Origin of the sequence: Stenotrophomonas sp. I18B00994 (genome assembly GCF_014145825.1) — a bacterium.
In the GTDB taxonomy this organism is placed as follows: Bacteria; Pseudomonadota; Gammaproteobacteria; order Xanthomonadales; family Xanthomonadaceae; genus Stenotrophomonas; species Stenotrophomonas maltophilia.
On sequence record NZ_JACIUW010000008.1, the window covers coordinates 49,317 to 70,484 of the forward strand.

The window sequence follows — 21,168 nt, forward strand, 5'->3', positions numbered from 1 at the left end:
GCGAATTTGATCCCGTGACGGATAAAGGCACGGAAACGACCACCTGTCCTGCCGGTCAAGGCGGAAACATCATTCGCGAGCGCTACCGTAGCTGCAAAGCGGATGGAACAAAAGAATGGGGGGATTGGCAGACAATGACCAACACATGCAGCGCGTCGTGCACAACCACGGGCACGTGCTGTGCGCCTGGACGCATGCAACGCGCCACTGCTGTGCCCTGCCCTATTCACAGCTATGGAGAGCGCAATGGGGTTGAACAGCAATTTTCCCGGTGCACAAACGCAACATCCGCTCCTGTGTGGACTGGCGTGTGGGAATTGAATGCGTCAACCGTTGTCGGTCAATGCAATGCATGCCCCGCTGACACGTCCGCGACACTGACCCGCACAGAACCGCGCTCCGGTGTATGCCCAGCTGGAACGTTTGGTAATCAAAGTTGGGAAGCGGTGTTCAATCAAACAATGACAGTCGCTTATGCATGCAACGCCACATCCGGCCAGACATCACCAGGTCGAAAAGAGACGTATGGAGCATGGGTCGAGTCAGGCACCAGAAATCACAACAGCAATTGCGCAACATGCCCATCGCCTTACAGCGAAACCGATGAGCAATGGCAACGGGTTGATATGGGATGCCCCAACGGCTACACGGGGCAGAACTCGTATGAGAAACAACAGTATCGCCAACGGACAATAAGCTTCAATTGCCCAATCGGTCAGACAACTGCGCCATCACCCAGCGTTGGGGCATGGGGTGGATGGTACGACACAGGAGCACAACGAAATCACGTGAACTCGTGTGCTGCAAGTTGCACGGTCGATAACCGTTCGTATCGAATTGCGTGGCAGAATTCCTCTGCGTTGAACGGGCTGAAAGACTGCAACGCGTCGAACATTGGTCAGCGCTCTTGGTCCAACTACACAAGTTGCAGTGGGATGGGGCCATGTGGGGGAACATTCCGCGCAGCGATTTGCACAGCAAGCGGGTGGCAAATTGTGGCCGGTGCTGGATCGTCACCCTACGTCGGATGGGCCAGTGGTCGTCCAGCGGAATGGGACGCGGTTTATATGCAGGGGTACAACGATGCACCCGCAATTGGTGCGCAACAGGGCTCAGCCGGTCAATCGAATTGGATCACCTATCAATGCTTATAACCCTAACCTTTTTGGGGCCGTCTTGATGCATCAAGCGGCCCTTGTCGGTGACCATGTAGCCAGGGCCTGCTTTGAAGTCTTCCTCGGAAAAAACATCCGTATGTCCGCGTGCTTCTTTCGCGCCCAGGCGATAGAAGGGACCAGATAGAAGCAAAGCCTTATCAGCGGCATTGATTTTGTAGGTCGAACCTGTAGGGTGCGAATGGATCCCCTGACCTGTCGCGGTCATGCCATCAGGGCAAACACTGGTGATTGGGCACATCACGTGCGAACCGACCGTTGTGACGATTGCACCCCAATCCCCCAAGGGGGACTTGCAAATCTGAGCGCACACCTCGTGCTGGGTGTTCTTTGTGTACTGCGAAATTGGATCGGAAATCGAAGCTGCAAACTGATCCATAGACATTGCAGAGCTTGCGGTCAATTCCCCAAGAACGCGGCCCTCAAGATGACTGCCACCGATATTTATTGAAGCACTCACTGACTCAAATACTAGGCGCGTCCAGCCCCCAGCCGTGTAAACAACGAGTTCCGCATCAGAATATTTCAGTGCACAGTCAACCAATCGAATGCGATAAGAGTTTGCCGCTTTAGAAATATAACCGCAGCTCGATGTCCGCTCAGCCAAGGAAACCCGCTCAACAAATTTATGAAGCGACTCACCATCATTACTGACCAATGCCCCGTCGCCAGAAGCACTGGCCGATGACACAACTAAAGACAATCCGAAAGCAAGCAAAACAAACTTATTCATATACAACCCCATTAACATTGATTGAATTCAAGTTATGAGGTATTTGAATATTGTCAATTAGCTTGACTTGCGCATATCGACTGATACTTTAATTGTGCCGTGAGCGTCAAACCTCCTTACACCTCTTCGGCAAGCCCCCCATAAGGGGGCTTTTTTTTGGAAGTAATTGTAATTGCAATTAAGCTATTGACAAAAATGCAATGTCTGATTTCCTGAATTGGTGAACTTATTCACCAACTAAAAGGAGGTCAAATGAACCGCAACAAATATTCAGCAATGCATTTAGCCCTATCCATTGGCATGGCTTTAAGCGGACATGCTGCAGCTCAATCAACGCCCATGCAAAACTATGGTGACGCAAGCCGTCAACAGTATTGGAATGGCACAGGCAACTCTGCAACCCATGCTGACCCTGCCTGGGAGCGCAATCTAACCAATCTGTACTTCAACGGAGTAGGAAACAGATTGAACATCACCAACCCATTGACCCATAACGTCAGCGATGTTGTATTCAACGGAAGGAACAACCAAAGCGACACAGGTTTCGTCACCGTCACCGGATATGACAACATCGTTCGTTCGGATTGGGTCTATGCAAATGATCCAGCAATATCACCTAGCACCGGCCAGATCTATTTGAACGGCGGCAGCAATGAGTTGAATGGACGAAACCTCAACATTTATGGCAGCTTCAATCGCGCAAACGGTGAATTCACCAGTTCGCTAGGCGACAACAACGAACTCGGATCCAATGTGCGGAACCTCGGAAGCGGCAATGCCGTTGCGGACGGTGGTACAAGCATTGGGTTTGGAAACCGCGTGACTTACGCAAGCAATGCTGGAAGTGCAGGCGGCATTGCCCTGGGCAACTACACCGTTGTTGAAGCGGCGTGCGTATCTATTGGATATGCCTCATCGTGCAATGAAGACCGCACTGTCTCGTTCGGGCAGACAGGGACCAACTTGCTGTCACGTTTGACTGGCGTAGCCGCTGGGCAAGCTATGGACGACGCTGTGAACCTCGGGCAGTTGTCTTCCGTGACCCAATCATTAGGCGGAACAGCAGGCTTCACCAACGGCGTCTACAACGGATGGAGGGTCAACCTAGGGGGCTCGAGCTATACGAACGTACACGACGCTCTCGTGTCGCTCGACGGACGCCTCACCACCGTTGAGAACAACCCAGGTGGTGGAACTCCGACACCCGGTCCGGTTGGTCCTCCCGGCACTCCTGGGCGCGATGGTGTGGACGGTGAAACAGGTGCGCCCGGACAAAATGGAACGGATGGCCGCAGCGCATACGAGGTGGCTGTTGGTGAGGGCTTTACCGGCACCCAACAGGAATGGCTTGAGTCGTTGAACGGACGCGATGGTGCCAAAGGCGACCGTGGCGAAACAGGTTTGGCGGGCAAGGATGGCATTGACGGAGCCACCGATCCCCTGGCGGTGAAGTACGACGACGAAAGCAAATCCCAAGTGACGTTGAACAGTGCGTCGTCCCAACCGGTCCGCGTGAGCGGTGTTGCCAACGGTCAAATTGCGCAAGGCTCCATCGATGCTGTCAACGGGGGCCAGTTGTGGGACATGGAAAGCCGCTGGAACGACCGCTGGGAAGACACCAACCGCCGCATCTCCAATCAAGACAAGCGCATCAATGGCTTGGGCGCGCAAGCGATGGCCATGGGGCAACTGTCAATGGCAAGCCAGTATTTGCCGGTCGGAAAAGTTGCCGTGCATGCCGCTTTTGGCGCGTACGGACCTGAAACCGCTGTGGCGTTCGGTGGAAGCGCCCAGGTCAGCCCACGTATTCGTGTCACGACTGGCTTGACGTTTGGTTCGGGCGGCGCAAAACCCGGTGGTGGTGTTGGCTTCTCGTACGTATTGGATTGATTTTTACGCGTGCGGGGAAGCCCGCATACAACTCGGCAAACATTCATAGGGGCGCCGAAAGGTGCCCCTCTTTTTTACAGGAGAACTTTACGATGAAAGCATTATTGATTGCAGCAATCGCATGGATTGGTTTAACAGCCCAACCCGCTCATGCGGCATATGTTTTGGCGTCGGATATCAACGGAATTGTGGTGGACGCCAATGGCAAACCCATGGCGGGTGAAGTGGTCCGGATCCACCACCACGAAACCAACCGGGTGATTGAACGTCGCACCAACAGTAAGGGGCGCTACCACTTTTCCAATGTGCGTTCGGATGGTCATTACACCGTCTCGCACAATGGAACGTCGTACACAGGCCGCGTCCGCCTGGGGCAAACCCACCGACAGAATTTTATCGGTGAGCCTATTCGTTATGACTCACCTGCCCATCTCTTCTCGTGGATCTGGTCTGGTCCTCAACAAAAAATCTCTGACATTAAAGCGGCAAACGCCGCACAGGAGGACTAATGGCCGCTCAGTATTTCCACGTCCCTTATGCCAATAAAGACACGGCGCGTGATTTGGGCGCACGCTTTGACGGCGAGACCAAGCAATGGTACGCCGATACACAAGACTCCATCGAACAAATGCAACAGCATTTCGATGCCATCAACGACCCCAACCCAATTGTAGAACTGGTCGGCGAGGACCGCACGTTTGGCGGGAACCATTTGCACATCACAATGGTGCCAATGAGTTGCTGGATGCGATCCGTGAAGCAAGCGGTGGATCCGTCCGACTGGAAACGTCTGTCCATGGGTCTGCGTCAGCGCTGCAACCACACATGCGAATTGTGTGGTGCTGTGGAAGACGCCAAACGCAATGAGTATTTGGATGTCCTGGCTCGCTGGGAGTATTGCGACGACAGCAAAACGCAAACGCTCAAGCGCTTGGTGAGTGCGTGCCAAAATTGTGTGAAGGCGACGAATTACGGCTACTCAAAACTCATCGGTGAAGAAGAGCTTGTGCGAATCCACTTCAAAAGCGCAAATAAATGTAACGATGATTTCTTGGATGAACACATCCGTGATGCATTCGGGCTGTGGACGCAACGGTCCGCCAACAATCAAAAATGGAGCATGGATGTATCGCTGTTGACCAACAACGGCATCCACTTAACTCGTAAAGGGGGAGTTTGAGTGGCGGTAAAGCGGCAGGATTGGGCCGCTCTGAAAAATACCACACCCGCCCCCGACATCTGTACACACTGCTGTTTGAGAACGGATGTTGCTATGTGGGGCAGACCACAGACTTGAAGCGGCGTGAGAGCCAACACCGCAACCCCACTGGTGGATGGGGAAATCAACCCTTCACCTTCGTTCATTTGGCAACCATGGAAGGAACAAAAGAGCAAGCCGAAGATCATGAGTACGCGTGGCGGTACACGGCTCAACACGCCGGTTGGCGCATCTACGGCAAGCCGCCCAATATACGCGTGAACACCGTTTTGCGTATGAATTCCAGACGGCAGGCGATTGCACGCCAATGCACATGGCCGTCACCCAAACGCAACGCATGGGGATGGATGAAATGGATTTTTGGTCTGTCCGCAGCCGCTGCAATCATCGCACTGGCACTGTAAAGGAAAAGCCACCCAATGGGTCGCTTTCTTTATACACACTAGATCCTTTGGGTGTTGGTGTTCGCGCGTTGTTTGGTTACGGCATCGTGGGTGGTCTTGATGGCGTCCACATGCTTTTGAACCCAGTTGAACATCTCTTTGTCTTCGATGGACACGCGAGCTTTCTTTGTGCGTGTGTGGGCCGATTTCATGTCGATCTTTATGGGAGAAATGTTGGGTTTGACTTTGAGGCTGTCGAACAATTTGGTGATGTCCTGGCCTTCCGTTCCACGGATGCCTGCGTGCAATGTGTTCTCTTTGCGGTGATCCAAAGCGGCGCGTTGACGGATTGTTTCCACGTTGTCTGCCGTGGCGTACAGCGTGAACTTGCCTTTGGTGACGCGTGAGATGGCAACCATCAGGCTGCTGCTGTCGGTCATACCCGCGTTGCCCAGCAAGAAGACATCTGTTTTTCCTTGACCCTGTGCGCCATGAACGGTGCGCGCGTAGTTGTGCTGGATGGCGTTCCATTCCTCAGTGTTAAAGGTGAGTTTTCGCACGCCACCCTTTTCTTCAATGTCCACCGATACGTTGTATCCGCCGCGTTTGTGGTTGGGAACCACCGCTGTGATTTTTGCCTCGGTTCCGTTGACCACTTTCATCACACTGTCCGCCGTTGTAAAGCGAATGCGATCCCCAACTGAAATGGCGATGTTTTCAAAATACCTTTTGCCCATCGCGCGAATGACAACCTCGTCGGTCGAAACCTCACCCTTGTCCTGGAAGCCTTTGCGGATGGCTTGATTGAGTGTTTTAAGATCGGCGTTGGAGTGGGCCAACACCAAACGCTCATCCACCGTCGCATTGGACGCAAAATAGTCGCTCACCAACGCCTTGAGCGCTTGCTTTTGGGTGTTGTATTCATCGATACATCCCGCCGCAATCAGTGCGTTCCAAATTTCTTTGGATTGTTCCAACACCTCGTTGCGCGATTTTGGCGAACGGGACTTCTTGGGCAGTCCGTTTTCATCGTATTGGTAAAACATCTTGATGATATCGCGCATAACGACATCCTTTTGGCGGCGGATTTCGGTGATGGTGCTTTCGCCCAACACGTCACTCATCAACGCCATGCCCTGCCCCGCGCCCACCGGCTTCAACTGTTCTTCGTCGCCTTGCAAGATCAATTTCGCGCCCGCCTTCTTGCAGTGCGCCGACAGCGCCCGAATTTGCGGGACATCGATCATTCCAGATTCATCCAACACCACCACATCGTTTTCGGTGAGCGTTAGACGGTTGCGTGAGAGATCCACCAGCATTTTGGTGACCGAACGGCATTCCATGCGGCTTTCTTCCTCCAGCTTTTTTGCGGCTTGATTGGAGATGGCGCAGCCCAACATCTGCTTGCCCTGCGCACGGAACACCGCAGAGTAAAAATCGGAAACCGTTGTCTTACCGGTTCCCGCAAAACCAGAAGCGATGCAAACACCTGCGGTCTGGCACACAATGTGATCAACCGCAACACGCTGCTCCTGTGACAGTTTAAAGCCCTTCAATTTCTCCATTTCAGCGATGATGGTGTTGGCAACCTTTTGGTCAATCTTCCACCACTCTTCTTTCTGGCGTGCATTGGACATGGTGACCAGATCGATTTCGCAGTCCACCATCCAACGGGCGGCGTAGCGTGCTTCGGTGTGCTTGCGCGCCAGTGTTTTCCCCTTGTCGTCTTCGTGCAGTTCTTCGGGGTTGATTTCCATCAGATCGTCCATATTGGTGATGGCCTTTTCAGCCAGGTCAAACAGCTCGGCTGCGGTGACAAAGCCTAAGTTCTCCATTCCAAGTTGCTTCAACAATGTGGGGTAGCTAAAAGCAGCGTCGTGTTCGTGCAGCAACTCCAACAATTCCTCACGGCTGCGCGGTTCACACCGCACATCGGATTGACTCTTCAATTCCTCAATGGATGGAATGTGGCGGCGCTGGCTCACGTTGTTGATCAATTTGGAAAAGTGGTCCATCAACTCCGGATACGATGGCTCATCTTTGTGCTTGCGGGTCTTCGCCCACGCCTCGGCATCGGACGTGCCCTTGGCGCGCTCGTTCATGATGTCCATATGCCGGGTGGAGAATTCGTCAATCAAATCCCGGTCGTGCAACCCCGCGATTTCCCAATTGCGCTCCCCAGTTCTTTCACCGCGCGCATCCAATGTCTCTTCTTGGTGAATTTTGAAGCCCGCTTTGGACAACTGCGTTGCCAAGGTGTTTTGATAAACCATGTCGGCGGCGTGGCAGAAACGGAAGATTTCCGACGCGTCAAAGGTGCTGTATTCCCCGTCCTTGCCTTTGCACACGTTGTAGACCAAAACGTGCGTGTGCAAGTGCGGCTCCAATTCGCGGCTACCAAATTGCATGTGCATGGAGTACGCCAATCCATCGACATCGATGACATCTTTACCACCCTTGCCGCGACGGCATTGAGTGAATTTTTCAAACATAAATTTCATCGATGTTTCCACCGCCAACTTTTGCGCGTCCATGACAATGCGTTTGGTGTCGTCGTCGCCCAAAGTCATCAACAGTGAGACGGATTTGGGGGGCGAATGGGTTAAGTCGTAGCCTGCGCGCCGCCCACCAACGTCCACGGTCATAACCGTTCCATCATCGTTGAGACGTGGCTTATTTGTCTTGGGATCAATTTTCACTTCCGCTGTTGGTCGCGCGCCCGCGTTTTGGCACAGCGCTGTTCCTGCTGGTGAGAAGCCGTCGAACAACGCCATCATGTCGTCTTTGTTGACGGGCTTGCCAATCAACCCCAGTTCTGCGGCAAGGTTCCCACCCCATTGTGAGGTTGAATAGAGTTCACCGACATTCGGTGTGCCGTCCAAATAATAGTCCGTGACCTGCCCCGACTCTTGAATGTGGGATGGAGCCTTCAATTCAATGTCGGGAACCGACAGTAAATAGTCAATGACATCATCGCCCTTGGGCCGTTGCGATTTATGTTTCAGTGGTTTCTTTTGGATCATGCGCTGCCCCCATCAATTTGATACAAACATCCAAACAAACAAATGGTATTTGTCAAGACAACACGAGCGTTCACAAGCACATGCGTGGGGGTTTATCACCCCGTCCCACCTCGTATTGGATGCGCGCGGATCCCAGCAAGCGTTGCTTATACGCCAGGGCGTCGTTTTCGTTGATGGTGTGGGTGGTTGAGGGCGCGGATTGCGCACCGTGATCTTCCAACCATTGGGACGCTTGCTCACGGCCAAATTGGCGGGCTGTATCCAACGGTGTTTGCTTGAGCATGTCCAAGTCGTTGACGCTGTGCGACGCCAGCAATTCCAGGCACGCAACGCTGCCGCTGCGTGCGGCCAGATGCATTGCGGTTCGCTTGAGTGGATCCAACTGGCAGGGGTCGGCCCCCGTGTCCATTATCTTTTTCAGTGTCTCCGGTGATCCGCTGAGCGCGGCCAGATGCAAAGGAGGGGTGGTTGAAGGGTGGACGTTGCGGCAGTCGGCTCCGGCGCACACAAGCTCGTCAACGATATCCGCGTGCCCCTGCATACAGGCGTGCTGCAAGATCGAAAACTTGCTGTGGTCGGTGGTGTTCACATCGCCACCCAAGGCAATGTAGGCGCGGATTTGTTCGATATCCCCCAGCGCTGCAGCTTGGTGTGCGGTTAAGCGGTGCTGCTCACGGTTGTTAACCATGGGCTTGCGCAAATCAAACGCCCGTACACCATGTATATCTTCCGCGTCAACATTGGCCCCGTTGTCCAATAAAATGGCTGTGGCTTCGGTTCGCTCTCCCAGGACGGCGTAATGCAAGGGGGTGATCCCGCTTTCATCGTGGGCGTTTGCACCGTACTGGGCAACGCACAATTTCAGTTCATTGACGTTGTTGTCAATGATGGCGCTTTTGTACCTCTGATTGAAATATGACATTGGGATCCCCTGAAAGTGATGTATCCATTCACTCAAACAAAGAATGACCCAATGTCAAGCTCAACGCCCGTCAATTGACGGGCGTTCGTTACATGCGCCTGCGCATCCGTGGTTGTTCGTCTGTGAGTTCTGCGGTGTTGGTGAGTTGAGCCAAGAGTGTTTGTTTTTGAACAAAACTGTCAATAGCGTCCGCGATATCGCCACGACCATCTGCTCTGTGATGAATTGCAGGTGTTGCACCTTGATGAATATCAATGAGCGCCCTGTTGCTGTCCGCGCCCGCATTGAGCAGTTCTAACGCAATTTCCGGCGAATTTGCTGTATGCAATGGAGTAATGCCTTTGGGGTGGAAATGCATTAACTCTTCGTTTTCCCTGCGCATCATTTGGGCACCCATGGCATCGGAATTGACATCCGCCCCATGCTGGATCAGCAATCGGACTTGTTCGGCGGATCCTGCGCAATGGAGTGGAGTAAGCCCCTCAGCCACAGGGGTCATGAAATACTGATTTTTAGGATCGTCAATGAGGACATTCAATCTTCGATGAACATCCGCCCCCAAATTAAGCATTTTCTCGCTCAAAGTGGTGTCTGCCAGGGATGCGGCCAAATGGAATTCCTGAGAAAGCGAATGCATATTTGCGCCCTGCTCCAAAAGCTCAATGGCGACACTGTTGTATTGAGTGTCAATGGCACACCACAGCGCCGACTTATGTTCGTGCGAGTCGGTTAAAAAGTAGTCGCTGGGGCCAACACGATCAATCAACGCCGCAAACACATCGACGTGCCCATTGTCCAAAGCAATTTTCCACGCGGGTTCAACGTCCTCCAAGATACGTTCACGATACAGCGGGCGCTCTGGAACACCATGTTCAACGCTTCCGTAGTAATACCCCTCTCCGCGATATTCATTGATCGCGCCTTGAGATGGATACCCTTCATCAATGAGTGTGTTGACCGTTTCAAGATCACCAAGTGCAGCAGCTTGGCACAACTCCCTGTCCATAGCGATATCATATGGCGTGCGCCCTTCGGCGTTCTTCAAAAATGGATTGCAACCAAAATCGTTGATCAATAATTCCGACAATTCATGATCGCCCAAACGTGCCGCTGTGTGCAACGGTGAGTCGTTGAGGTCGCCACTGCCGTCAACGCTGCACCCACGGCTGTAAAACAATCGCATCACCGGTATATTGTGCGACAGCGCGGCGTTTTTAAATTCTGCATTAAAGTCCACGCCGGACCCACCGTATGAGTTGATCGTTAATGTGTCACCACCAACGTTCCCATATTGCAAGTACAACTCAGCAAGCTCGCGACTGGCCGTATCAAACTGTGATCCACCCCAATACTCAATAAAAGGATACCCCACCCTCGCCAGCACATCTTCTACAACATCAAGATTTTGCAAGCGCTCATCTAATGTCAGCCCCCCCAAAAGGAAATTTGCGTAATCAGAAGATGATATCTCATACTCATCCAAATTGACACTGGATGAGCGCTTGCTCTTTTTGAACTTCTCATATCTCTCACGTGCATCCATAACCCCCCCCCTTTACATGGTATTGCTTCATCCAAACAGATGAATCATTAAAGTCAACACTAACGGAACAAATCGTATATTTCCTCTTGAGTCATAATGGAATGGGTTCTCCCTCCACTGGGCGCTTCCTCGCGGGGTTCCAAAGGAGCATCGACTTTCTTGACCGCAGCGGCTTCCGTCATCCATTTGGCTGGAACCTGCCCAGGACGTTTGACCTCCAATGGGAACCCAGGAAAGGCCAACAGCATTGGGTCGTAGCCCGCCACGGCAACAATGGCTCGGACTTCAAAGCCTTTCTTCAAACTGCGCGGGCCCAACTCGTTGGTCAGTTGATGCTCAAACACCACCTGTCGGCCATCTTGATGCACGTTCGCCTGCGGATCGTGCGCCAGCGATGCCGTCACGTTGGTTCCAAACATCTCGGCCACGTGCTTGCGTGTTTCAGACATCTGCAGCTGACAAATCACGTGCGTGCCAACAATGGTGGGCAGGATCTTGGCGTCCTCCTGTGAATAGACCTTTGCCAACTGCCCAAGCTCTTGAATGGCGGCAATAAACGTCACACCCTTGGAACGCCCTTTGTCGATCAGCGGCATGATGTTCAAACGTCCAGCGGATGTCAGCTCATCGAGCACAATGTAAATTCCCCGGTCTTTGTTCTCGGTCATTTTTGGCGAAATCACCTCACCCACCAAAGTGTTGATCAACGATGAAATGTACGCACTGGTGAGCAATTCCATCCCGCCACCTTGAACAATGACCGCTTTACGCCCACGGTAACTGTCGGACGCCCACTCTGTTATTGAGAACCGCCGCTTTGTGACAACCGGCCACGCCTGCGCCAAATACTCCACCGCTTGCATATTGGACATCACCGTTGACATAACGTTGGATGTCGTCTGTGACTCAGCGTTTTCGATCAGCGAAAAAGCTTTGGCGTAGTGCGCCAAAATGTCGGGTTGCATCTGCGCGGCGGTCTTATTCAGTTGCTCGTTGAGATCTGTGAAATTCCACTGCCTGGGCTTGTTGGCAATCAAAGTGCGCACGGAGCCTACGAAAATCATGCGCGCGGCGTTGGTGAAAAATGGATTGGTTTCACCGGGGTTGTCTGCAATCATGCTGCGGGCAAATTCTTCCACCTGCATGCTTGTGTGGATGTCGCAGGCAACATCCCACACATACCCCCGCTTGTCATACGGACTGAGAATGATGGGACGGGGAACCACCGTGTTGACCACCGCCTTTTTGAAGCGCTTTGCCCAGCGGGTTTGTGGTTCGCTGTCGGATGCGCCAAAGTCTGCGAAACTTGTGAAGTCGCCTTTTACGTCGTACAAAAAGAGTTTCTTGCGCATCCGCATGATTTGTTGCAGCAAACGCTTCAAGAATTCGGTCTTTCCTGAGCCAACGGATCCATATATAAGGATGTGGCGGTTTAAAGTCGTCTGCGCCAAACGCAACAGTGGATGCAGTGCGAGTGTATTTGTGGCATTGCCAACCTCCTTCTTTGTGATCTGCCGCGCCAGTTTTTCGGCGTCTGCGCCTTGGCGAAGTTGAGGGCCATCGAGAACGTACATATTGCGGCGCGGCACCAAACCGATGCGCAAGGCAATACCACCACACAGCATAGCCACCGCAAAACTCACATAGGTTGCAATTTTCGCATTGGTCAGCGCAAGAATTTCAGTGCTGGTGTTGTCGGGCGAAAAAATTCCCAAAGTCAAATAGTGGAGCGTACTGCTTGCGCCCACGATGAGATGCAGCATGTAGGGAACCTGCGTGGGATCACCCATTAAACGCACAAGCCAAATCAAAGCGGCGTAGGTGAAAACAAACACCCCCAAAGCAAAAGCGAGGGCGGTATCCCAACGGCGAACCAAAGTGTGGGGGGCAACATGTTTCCCCACCGGCCCAAACGCATCGTAAATCTTGCTCATATAAAACCCCCTTTTTCACTCAACTTAAAGGGGGTTTGCAATGTGTCAAGTCCAACTGTACGCGTAATACCCGCTCATCACGGACCACGGCAATGGTTCTGGCGTGTGTAGAGGCGTTGGGCACATCATTGCGGCGAAAAAGGCCTGCTGTTCGCACGGACTGTCGAATGTGCATATGGTTCCATTGGGACTGGGTTGAACGAACGACGCCAACAGGATGTCGGGCGGTAATTGCATTGGGTCTGCCACCATCACGGGTGGCTTTTGACCGCTACGTTTTGCGCGAATGGCAACACGGCATTCGCTTTGCATTTCGACATGGGGATAGTCTTTGATGGTTGTCCACGCACCACCCCACTCAAGCCCCACGGCCTGCACCATTTCGCCAAACAGAAGGTAGCCGTCGCGCACGTGTTGGTTGTCCATGTCCCAGGTGGGTTTACCATCCACATACATCACACTGTCGATGGCGTATCCGTGGTTGTGGCAACTCATGCCAGCGCCCACGGTTGTTACCCCACTGCCACTGGCAAGCAACGACGCTTGACGTGCTTCACTGCGCAACCCTTCCATGGGGCGGATGTCAAATCCGCGTTGGGCCATCGCGCTGTACACCGCTTCCAACTTGGTGCGCATATCGGGGTGAACACCTTTCCAAATCCGCTCGTGCTTTTTCTTCTTGAAGAAATTCCACCACTGCGTTTCGTTGGCGTTCTTGATCGGATTTTCACTAATCATGGGCCTTTCGTTGTATGCGCTTGTAGTGTGCGCGACACACGGAATTGCAAATATGAGCGCAAGATAAAATAGAATAATTTTTGTTTTCATGAATTCCCCTTTTCTAGCAATCTGTATTTATTACAAAAGAGAAATCAATATTGTCAACCACCCAATAATAAGGCCGGGAATTCCCGGCCTTTTGTGTTACTGGGTGTAAGTTTGACTTCGCCGCTGGGTTTGCACCTGCGTTTGTTCTTCGCTTTCGACATCCACGTGCCCGCTTTGCGTGCGCTGATGTTTGAACAGAAGGTCGTCAATTTCCTTCTCCTTGGGCCAGCGATTGTTTTCCAACACGAACTTGTGCTGCAAGTCAGCCAACAACTTTTCCTCTTCAGTTGGTTTTGCCAAAGTTTCTGCCGCCCACGCCATCCCACCTTGACGCTCTCCTTGTTCGGACTGCCCGCTGTCACCGTCGGAAGTCTCGCGGCGTTTCTGGATGCGCTCGGCTAAGGAAAAGGAGTCACGGCCTTGGAAAAGATTGTATGCATCCGCTGACGCCTGGGCGTGCATCAATTGCTCCGATGGCAGTTCACCCAATTTCTGACGTTCGCCCGTGGCCTCCAACAACTCTTCAAATTTTTGATTGCGGCGCTTGGTCAATTCCGCCAAAACTTCGGGGGAGGATTTCTCTTCCCACTCGTGCATCTGCTGCTTGCTGTCTTCAATTTGTTGTTCGTACACACTGAACTTCTTCTGCCACTCGTCTTTACCAAACGCTAAGGGTTTAGGGTTGTTCTCCAAAAACACGGTGCGCGCGTGCAAAATGCTTTGGTAGTGCTCTTCCAACTTCAACACATGGGTTGGATCTTGGCGGCGTTCAATTTCATGGTCGTACTGTCCAATGCGGCGCTCAAGTCCATCAACGGTGGCGTCGTGGTCCACCCAGGCTTGCGCTTGGGGGTCTCCGCCTTCCGCTGCCTGCTGCTTTTCCGCGCGGAATGTGTCGTCCGGTGCTTGGAAGATATCTTCCAACTTGGTGCTGAACATTGCGTCGTTGTAGGCTTTCTGGTCTTCAATGTGTTTGTTCATACTATTGCTCTCCTATTTTGAGTTGTTGTTTTATGCCAATTCGTTCTGGAAGTTCTCGGGTTCCAAGCGTTCCGCTTTGAACCGTTCCATGTACTTGTCCACTTTGCCGGGTGTGACAGGAATGGTTTTAGCAAAATCAACCCGCCGCACGTTTCCTCGGTTGAGGTACACCAACGCACGTGTACCACCACTTGTGTTGAGTTCGCGTTCCAATTCCACCGCTGACACAATCTCGCCGTCTTTCGCGGATCCTGCCCCACCCACAATAATGGCTGACCGCGCTTTGGATCCTGCTGCTTCGCCAACATTGGTTCCTTGCAACGCCTGCATCTTTTGATCCCAACGGTGGCCGTAATCGCTGACCAGCATGTCTTGAGATACAACTTTCCCCATGCCGAAGCGTTTCAATTTCCGCAAGAACGCACGCTGCGGGTGATCGTCCACATTAAGCGTTGAGCGTTTGAAGGCATTGGTGCTGGCCTTGTAATCAAAACCACGGCCCGTGGGTTCGTATTGAACAATCGACCCATGCCCCACCTTACCCGCAACCCACTCATAGCTTGCTTTGGAGGCCATGGAACAGGTGACGGATTGGAAACAATCCAGGAACGCATCAAGATCTTCGCGGGTTTCAAAGCACTGCATTAAACCTTCCACGTTCTGGGTTAAATACACAGCACCCATACCAAGCGAACGGGCAATGCTGAGCAAGCCCTTTTCTTGCTTGCTGACCAACAAATGGCATTCGTCCATCAACTGGATGAACACCGTGTCATCGGGCATTTCTTTGCGCCAATCGGGGGCTTCAACACGGCGTTTGAGTTTGGCGTACACCCGCTGCTTCAACAGGATTTGCACGGCGGTGCCAGCCTCTTTGTGCAGAGCTTCTGGAAGATCGATCCCAATGCGATCCCCACGCATGACGCCCGTGATATCCACACCGCTTGTCAATGCCGTCCAAGGGGTTCCGTTTTCGTCAACCAAATGTTCGGATTGGTACAAGGGGTTGATGCGTTGATCAACGTTCAAAAGAAACGATTGACGTTGTTCGTGAGGGTACTTGGCCCAGGTTTCGGCAATGTAACCCACAGCTTTTTGCAAAGCAGAACCTTCAACTTGAATTTTGGGGTGGATGGCAATGGGGCTGCGGCTCTCGCCTTGCACATTCACGCCCAAGAAGTTGAACCAACGTTTGATCTCAGGACCAATCTCCCCCTCTTCACCGCCTTTGGGAACCACAATGTCGTTCAACATCTTTTTGGTCTTCACGAAATGGTCGTAGCTCCAATGCCATTCGCGCGGACGGCTCACTTCTTTAGCATAGAATTCACGGCGGTCGCGTGTCTCTTGCAACGCGCGAACAGCTTTGTGGTGCTGATCAGATTTCTTGGTGTCGGGATTGAAGTTCAACTGCTTCACAATGAATTCCAAATTGGGAAGCATTGCGTCGATCTTGGTTAACTCCGAAACAGCTTTTTTGTAGACCGTTTTTTCATGCTCACACAACGCCTCAAAAATCAGACAGGTGTTCACCACAAAAAAATCTGCCCCTTGGCTCCACATCTTGTCTTTAGCGGACGAACTGGCAACCATTGAGTTGATGGCGTCGGCCAAATCCATTGCCTTCAATCCCTCAATCAAGCCCACCGCCATACCAGGCTTGATGTTCCAATCCAACGCGTTTCGGACTTCACCGGGCAACGTTCCCTTTCCGCACAAGACGAACAAACCAACGCGGTATCCGTTCATGGCCGCCAGAGCTATTTGCAAGGCGATCAAACGCGCAAAGTTGGTTGTTTTACCAATACCAGTTCGCCCCAAGTTCAACATGTGGGTACACATGTCGTTGATCGACATCACCATGAACTTGTTTTGGTCGGGACTAAAGTTGTAGCCCTTGCGCGCCAAATACCCTGTGGAAATAGCAATCACGATGTCCGGAGATTTGTCGTTCTCAACATTCATCCGTTGGAACTGACGGTCGTCCATATCACGTTGATACGAGTGATCCTGCATCACACCGCCAATCCGTTTGTTTTGCTGATCCAACACCCAGCCGCGCGCTTGGAAATTCTGTTCGGTGTAGCGCATTGCGTACGCTGATGCGAACAACAAGATCACCCATGGAGCCATAACGGGTGGAAGTGACAACACCAACCCCAAAGCCAAGCACAACTTGGCGTACGCCCACACCCAGGCTTTACCGCCTTGAACAGCCCCGCCAACTTTTGAGTCGTTCCCAGCATTCACCAATGAGCCAAGTAGCATCACAAAACCACTTCCCACAATAAACAGACCCAAGGCCATGGAGATGTTGCCCACCAAACCCCATTGGCCGGTGGCGAAGTTGGTCAGTGCTGAAATCGCATTGTTGGCTAACCCGGCTATCAGATCCGACGCCGAAAGCCCTTGGCTGGTTGACACCAACTGCGCCTGGTCAAGTGCGGCCACGGCTTTCCCTGTTTTCACAGTGGACACCACGTTCAACGACAGGAGAACCGGCAGGATGAAGCCAACAAATCCGCTCTTGACGGCCTCGGTGATTGACTCCCCTTGGTACAACGCAATGAGGTGCGGTATCACCAAGGCAGCGGGCAGACACGCGAGCAACGCCCACAGTCCCGGCAACGCCATCAACACAATGGTCAATGCCGCCAAGACAGGAACCATTCCGTAGACAATTGATGTTGCTGTTGAGTCGCCCCCCTGCGTGGTGTCGGTTGGGGTGACAAAGTTTTCCCAGGGCAAGCCGTCGCTTGTGACTTTGTACGTCGAATGTTCGTCATCCAGGTCTTCTGCGACCATCGGCGAGTACATGCGGAATGGCTCGCGATTGACGCCCTCGGGCACATACAGCGATCCGTCCTCACGCATCTTCGCGCCCATCTTTTGAACTTTCTCGTAGTCCTTCAGCTGAACGTTTGGCAGTTCACCATTGAGCACATGGCGGTCACCGCGACTGATCAAACGATGAAAACGCTTGTTGGCGTTGCTGATTGTTTTTTGCTCACTCGTTGGAATAGAGCCTTGGCCTTTTAATCGACCATACAGCTTTTCCATAAAATCTGGAATTGTAAAAATACTTAAACCCATATCACCCCCTTATACTTTAATGATGAACCAAAACACCAACCCCAAAAAACAAATAATGGAAAGTGATGTCATGAACACGCCGCGCGACACACGCGGAGCCTCTTCGTCGCGGATCTGAGCTAAAAGCAAACTGTTATCCCGCCAATTGCTTTCCGACTCAGAAATATCCGCTGTACTGCCTCGATCACCCACGTTGTAATAATATTCCCGCTCTAAGTGTGGGTTCATCTTGGGATACTTGTGCAACGGTGTGCGAATTAACTTCCGTCCGTAAAAATTGTAAATCTTGCTGCCCAGCGACAGGCCGAACTTTGTTTTGTATTGATCGTATATTTTGTTGAGCATTTTGACTCCTTATATATATGCCTTGTTTAATCAAACACAGAAGCTAACATTGTCAATAGCTTTAAAATTGTTTTGCCCATTCGTCCAAATCATCGCTGGCTTTGTCCTGCCAGTTCTGTGAGCGCGCATTGCGTGGCTCAACTTTGGGCGCAGGTTTTGTTTGGGCAGGTCGTGGACGTGGCGCGGGTTGTGCAACAGACGCAACCGGTTTGGGCGTTTCAATTTTCGGCTCGACCTTCGCTTCAACCTTTGGTGTTGCTTGAGGTTCAACACTCACAGGTTTTGGTTCAACAGCAATTGGTTGTTGTTCAACTTTCGGTTCTTCAACGACGGCTGGCTCTTGAACCTTTTGTTGCGCACGTTCGGCATCAACAACCGACTTTTCGCGGAACACAATCGACACGCCAGCCACTTCATCAAAGACGATGCTTTTGGGAACCGTGTTGCTTGCGTTTCCATAATTGACCGTTGCCCTGACAAATCCATTCCCGGCATCAATCAATATGCGCGGATTGGTCTGATTGGGTTCGTACTCACCGGATGGCTCAATGTTGTATTCCTCGCGGACATCACCCACAGGGTTGATAAACACCACCTCACCCTTTTTGGAAATCACAAGAGACTTCTCACCATCGACCCAGGTCTTTCCAAAGATCGCCGTCACGCGCTCATCCAAGATCGCACCGCGTTTGGTTTTGAACTCCACGATGGGCTTTTCTTCTTGAACCTCTTCGACCGCAACTGTTGTGGTGTCGTCGCTGGGCCAATACAGATAGCCTCCAACCACACCAGCAACGATCAACAATGCCGCGCCGACCAACACAATGGGTTTGCGTGAAGGGGGTTTCTTTTCACCGTCTTGCTGCAGCTCAGGTTGTTCAACCCGATCATCGCTAAAGAATGACTCATCCATTTCGGGCGCACGGGCAATTGCAATGGACACATTTGCTGGGGCTGAGTGTGTAAGGTCGTAACCCACCCTTTCATCTGCAACAGTTTCTGCTTGTGCGACAACAGGTTCTTCAACGCTGTGCGGCGCGCTGGCCTCATCGTGTTTTTTCTGTTGTTGTTTTTCTTTGACTTCGGAAGCTTTCTTGGCGGCTGCTGTCGCGCCACTTTTCAATCCACCCCACAAACCACTTCCGATTTTTTTTGCACCATCTTTGACCTTCTGCGCGGCCTCGACTGTCTTATCAACCGCCCGATCCAAATCCTTGCTGTTGCAGTCGTCAACAAGATCCTCGTCGTCAACCATCTGCATCTCTAATGCGCGCGGATCAATTTTTTTATTTTTATCGTCTGACATATTCACTCCTTATTGATTGCTCAACGTGCTGGGGATACTGGGCGTCATTGCGACGCCCAGTATCGTTTTGGATTACTGACGCGCCAATTCCGGCAACGGGGTGATGACGAACTTGCTGTCCCCTTGTCCGCAACTGACCTTCACCGCGTGTTGAACACCCGCGCCGTTGAATGCGCCACGCTTGCCCAACTCGGCCAACGGCAACTCACAGCCTTGGCGTCCGCTGAACTCAAAGGTCAGTTGGTTTTTGGAGCGCACGCTGATTGCGGCCACCTTGTCGAACACCGCCGATGTTTTCGCCGACATCGGGGACAAGTCGCTGGGGTTGTATGCAATCACCATTGCGCCCAACTCTTTGGTGGGTTTGCCGCGCTCATCCACACCGTCCCGCGCATCGACGGTTGCGGTCAAGCCTGCGGCTTGCGCCTGGGCTTGTGCCTCTTGGAACTCTTTGAGTTGTTTTGCTTTGCTCCACTTCTTGCCAAAGAAGTTTCCGCCCGCGCAACCCAATGCTCCACCGCCCACCGCTCCAACCGCTTGATCGTCTTTGAAGACCTTCGCGCCCACCACACCGCCCAACAATCCGCCGACAACACAGCCGATCTTTCCGGCCTTCTCTGTGCGCCGTTGGTCCTCTTGCTGGGTTTGTGCGTGTGCAGTCATTCCGCCTGTTGCCAACGCCACTGCCACCGCTGCTGCCAATACAATGTTTTTCATAAATCATTCTCCTTGTTGTGAATTCAAATAGTTTTGTACCTGGGGAGGTTGTTGGTCATCGTTCGTGAGGCTCCCCTGTACACCACGACCGATTTTTTTAATTACGATTTGTCACCGCTGGGGAATGACACTTGCGATCCACCCGATGAATGACTGCTTCTGCTGCTTGACGATGACGGTGAGCCGATATGCAGCGCGCCCGACTCAAGCCCCCTATTGAGAACGGTTGTCATTCCTGAAATGTGTTGCTGTGCGATCTTGATGTGATGCTCGGACATGGCGTCAGCGACCTGCTCGGCTTTCTCAATAAAGGATTTTTGATCGGCCAATAGGTTGAGCCGGAGATTTGCCAGTTCTTTGCGCAGGTCGTTTTGGGTGCGCAGTAAATCCTGTTTTGCTTGCTCAATGGCGTCCACTGTTTCCACTTGGCTGAGCTTTACTTCGATGGCGTTGCGGATCCAATCGACAAATGTCATACCGCAACCGGCCATTTGACGTTCAATACGTTCGTTCTGCCGCTCTGTAATTTTGATGTGCTTGCTAATTTTTTTCATTTTTCCTCCTTTTTGTTTCCTTTACTCAAACAAAAAATTGGATAAAGTCAAGCTCATTGCCGAAACTCAAGCAAATCAAGGGTTTTTGGGTATTTTATTAAGGCAAATAAATACACATGCGTGTACATCTGAAAAGCCTTGCTGCTGTAGGCTTTTCGTGTGCTTTTAATCGTTTTTATGTACACCGCGTTACAACACCGAAGGTGCGACATGTGCATACGTTCTGTTCAGTCCCAAACCGACGGCTGTAGACTTTCGGCCCCCGCGTGGTTTTGATTTTGCTTTTCGCTTTTTTGTTTTTTGCTCTGGCTTTTCGCTTCTGCCTTGCTCCGGCTGTCCCGCTGTTGCTCTTTGCGGGCGCTCGGGCTTTATTGTTTTTTGCTTTGCCCACTGGCGCGCTCCACCGCCAGTCAGTGCCCCGTCCTGGCCGTCTCGTGCTGTTCTTCTGGGTGTTTGCAGTGCCACACCACGGCTTGGGCCTGCAGCTCGTCTTGACCGCTGTCAAGTCGTTCGTGTGTCAGC

At 52.2% G+C, this 21,168-nt stretch carries 16 protein-coding genes; 4 read left to right on the forward strand and 12 right to left on the reverse strand.

What is annotated here, in order from left to right:
* Positions 1–1,134: 1,134 nt before the first annotated feature.
* The gene (locus tag H4O10_RS10830; protein ID WP_182681008.1) at positions 1,135–1,908 is read right to left on the reverse strand and encodes a hypothetical protein; all 774 of its coding nucleotides are present in this window, start codon (positions 1,906–1,908) and stop codon (positions 1,135–1,137) included.
* Positions 1,909–2,160: 252 nt separating this feature from the next.
* On the opposite strand from H4O10_RS10830, the gene H4O10_RS10835 reads away from it, so the two are divergent.
* The 4 genes from H4O10_RS10835 (at position 2,161) to H4O10_RS10850 (ending at position 5,421) form a co-directional block, all read left to right on the forward strand.
* Positions 2,161–3,798 carry a YadA-like family protein gene (locus tag H4O10_RS10835; RefSeq protein ID WP_182681009.1) on the forward strand — a complete coding sequence of 546 codons (1,638 nt, stop codon included), beginning with the start codon at positions 2,161–2,163 and terminating at the stop codon, positions 3,796–3,798.
* Positions 3,799–3,890: 92 nt separating this feature from the next.
* A complete protein-coding gene (locus tag H4O10_RS10840) occupies positions 3,891–4,307 on the forward strand; it encodes a carboxypeptidase-like regulatory domain-containing protein (protein ID WP_182681010.1) in 417 nt (138 codons plus the stop codon).
* Positions 4,307–4,978, forward strand: coding sequence for a DUF5710 domain-containing protein (locus tag H4O10_RS10845; RefSeq protein ID WP_182681011.1), 672 nt, complete (start codon positions 4,307–4,309; stop codon positions 4,976–4,978). The genes H4O10_RS10840 and H4O10_RS10845 overlap by 1 nt, the downstream gene beginning before the upstream one ends.
* Positions 4,979–4,998: 20 nt before the next feature.
* Entirely contained in the window at positions 4,999–5,421 is a 423-nt protein-coding gene (locus tag H4O10_RS10850; protein ID WP_259394421.1) for a GIY-YIG nuclease family protein, read from the forward strand.
* Positions 5,422–5,459: 38 nt separating this feature from the next.
* Here H4O10_RS10850 and mobF read toward each other — a convergent pair whose 3' ends face one another.
* The 11 genes from mobF to H4O10_RS10905 form a co-directional block, all read right to left on the reverse strand.
* The gene (gene mobF / locus H4O10_RS10855; RefSeq protein WP_182681013.1) at positions 5,460–8,423 is read right to left on the reverse strand and encodes a MobF family relaxase; all 2,964 of its coding nucleotides are present in this window, start codon (positions 8,421–8,423) and stop codon (positions 5,460–5,462) included.
* Between the two features lie 70 nt (positions 8,424–8,493).
* Positions 8,494–9,345, reverse strand: coding sequence for an ankyrin repeat domain-containing protein (locus H4O10_RS10860; RefSeq protein ID WP_182681014.1), 852 nt, complete (start codon positions 9,343–9,345; stop codon positions 8,494–8,496).
* Positions 9,346–9,433: 88 nt separating this feature from the next.
* Positions 9,434–10,888, reverse strand: coding sequence for an ankyrin repeat domain-containing protein (locus tag H4O10_RS10865; RefSeq protein WP_182681015.1), 1,455 nt, complete (start codon positions 10,886–10,888; stop codon positions 9,434–9,436).
* A gap of 59 nt (positions 10,889–10,947) precedes the next feature.
* Entirely contained in the window at positions 10,948–12,822 is a 1,875-nt protein-coding gene (locus H4O10_RS10870) for a helicase HerA-like domain-containing protein (protein ID WP_182681016.1), read from the reverse strand.
* A gap of 45 nt (positions 12,823–12,867) precedes the next feature.
* On the reverse strand, positions 12,868–13,560 hold the full coding sequence (locus H4O10_RS10875; RefSeq protein ID WP_182681017.1) for a M15 family metallopeptidase: 693 nt from the start codon (positions 13,558–13,560) through the stop codon (positions 12,868–12,870).
* Positions 13,561–13,746: 186 nt separating this feature from the next.
* Positions 13,747–14,631, reverse strand: coding sequence for a hypothetical protein (locus H4O10_RS10880; protein ID WP_182681018.1), 885 nt, complete (start codon positions 14,629–14,631; stop codon positions 13,747–13,749).
* 30 nt (positions 14,632–14,661) lie between these two features.
* Positions 14,662–17,691, reverse strand: a complete 3,030-nt coding sequence (locus H4O10_RS10885) for a hypothetical protein (protein WP_182681019.1) — start codon at positions 17,689–17,691, stop codon at positions 14,662–14,664.
* Positions 17,692–17,733: 42 nt separating this feature from the next.
* Entirely contained in the window at positions 17,734–18,069 is a 336-nt protein-coding gene (locus H4O10_RS10890; RefSeq protein ID WP_182681020.1) for a hypothetical protein, read from the reverse strand.
* 61 nt (positions 18,070–18,130) lie between these two features.
* Complete coding sequence (locus tag H4O10_RS10895) at positions 18,131–19,375, reverse strand: hypothetical protein (protein ID WP_182681021.1); 1,245 nt, start codon at positions 19,373–19,375, stop codon at positions 18,131–18,133.
* A 72-nt stretch (positions 19,376–19,447) separates the two neighbouring features.
* A complete protein-coding gene (locus H4O10_RS10900; protein WP_182681022.1) occupies positions 19,448–20,092 on the reverse strand; it encodes a glycine zipper 2TM domain-containing protein in 645 nt (214 codons plus the stop codon).
* 101 nt (positions 20,093–20,193) lie between these two features.
* Positions 20,194–20,646, reverse strand: coding sequence for a hypothetical protein (locus tag H4O10_RS10905; protein WP_182681023.1), 453 nt, complete (start codon positions 20,644–20,646; stop codon positions 20,194–20,196).
* Between the last annotated feature and the right edge of the window lie 522 nt (positions 20,647–21,168).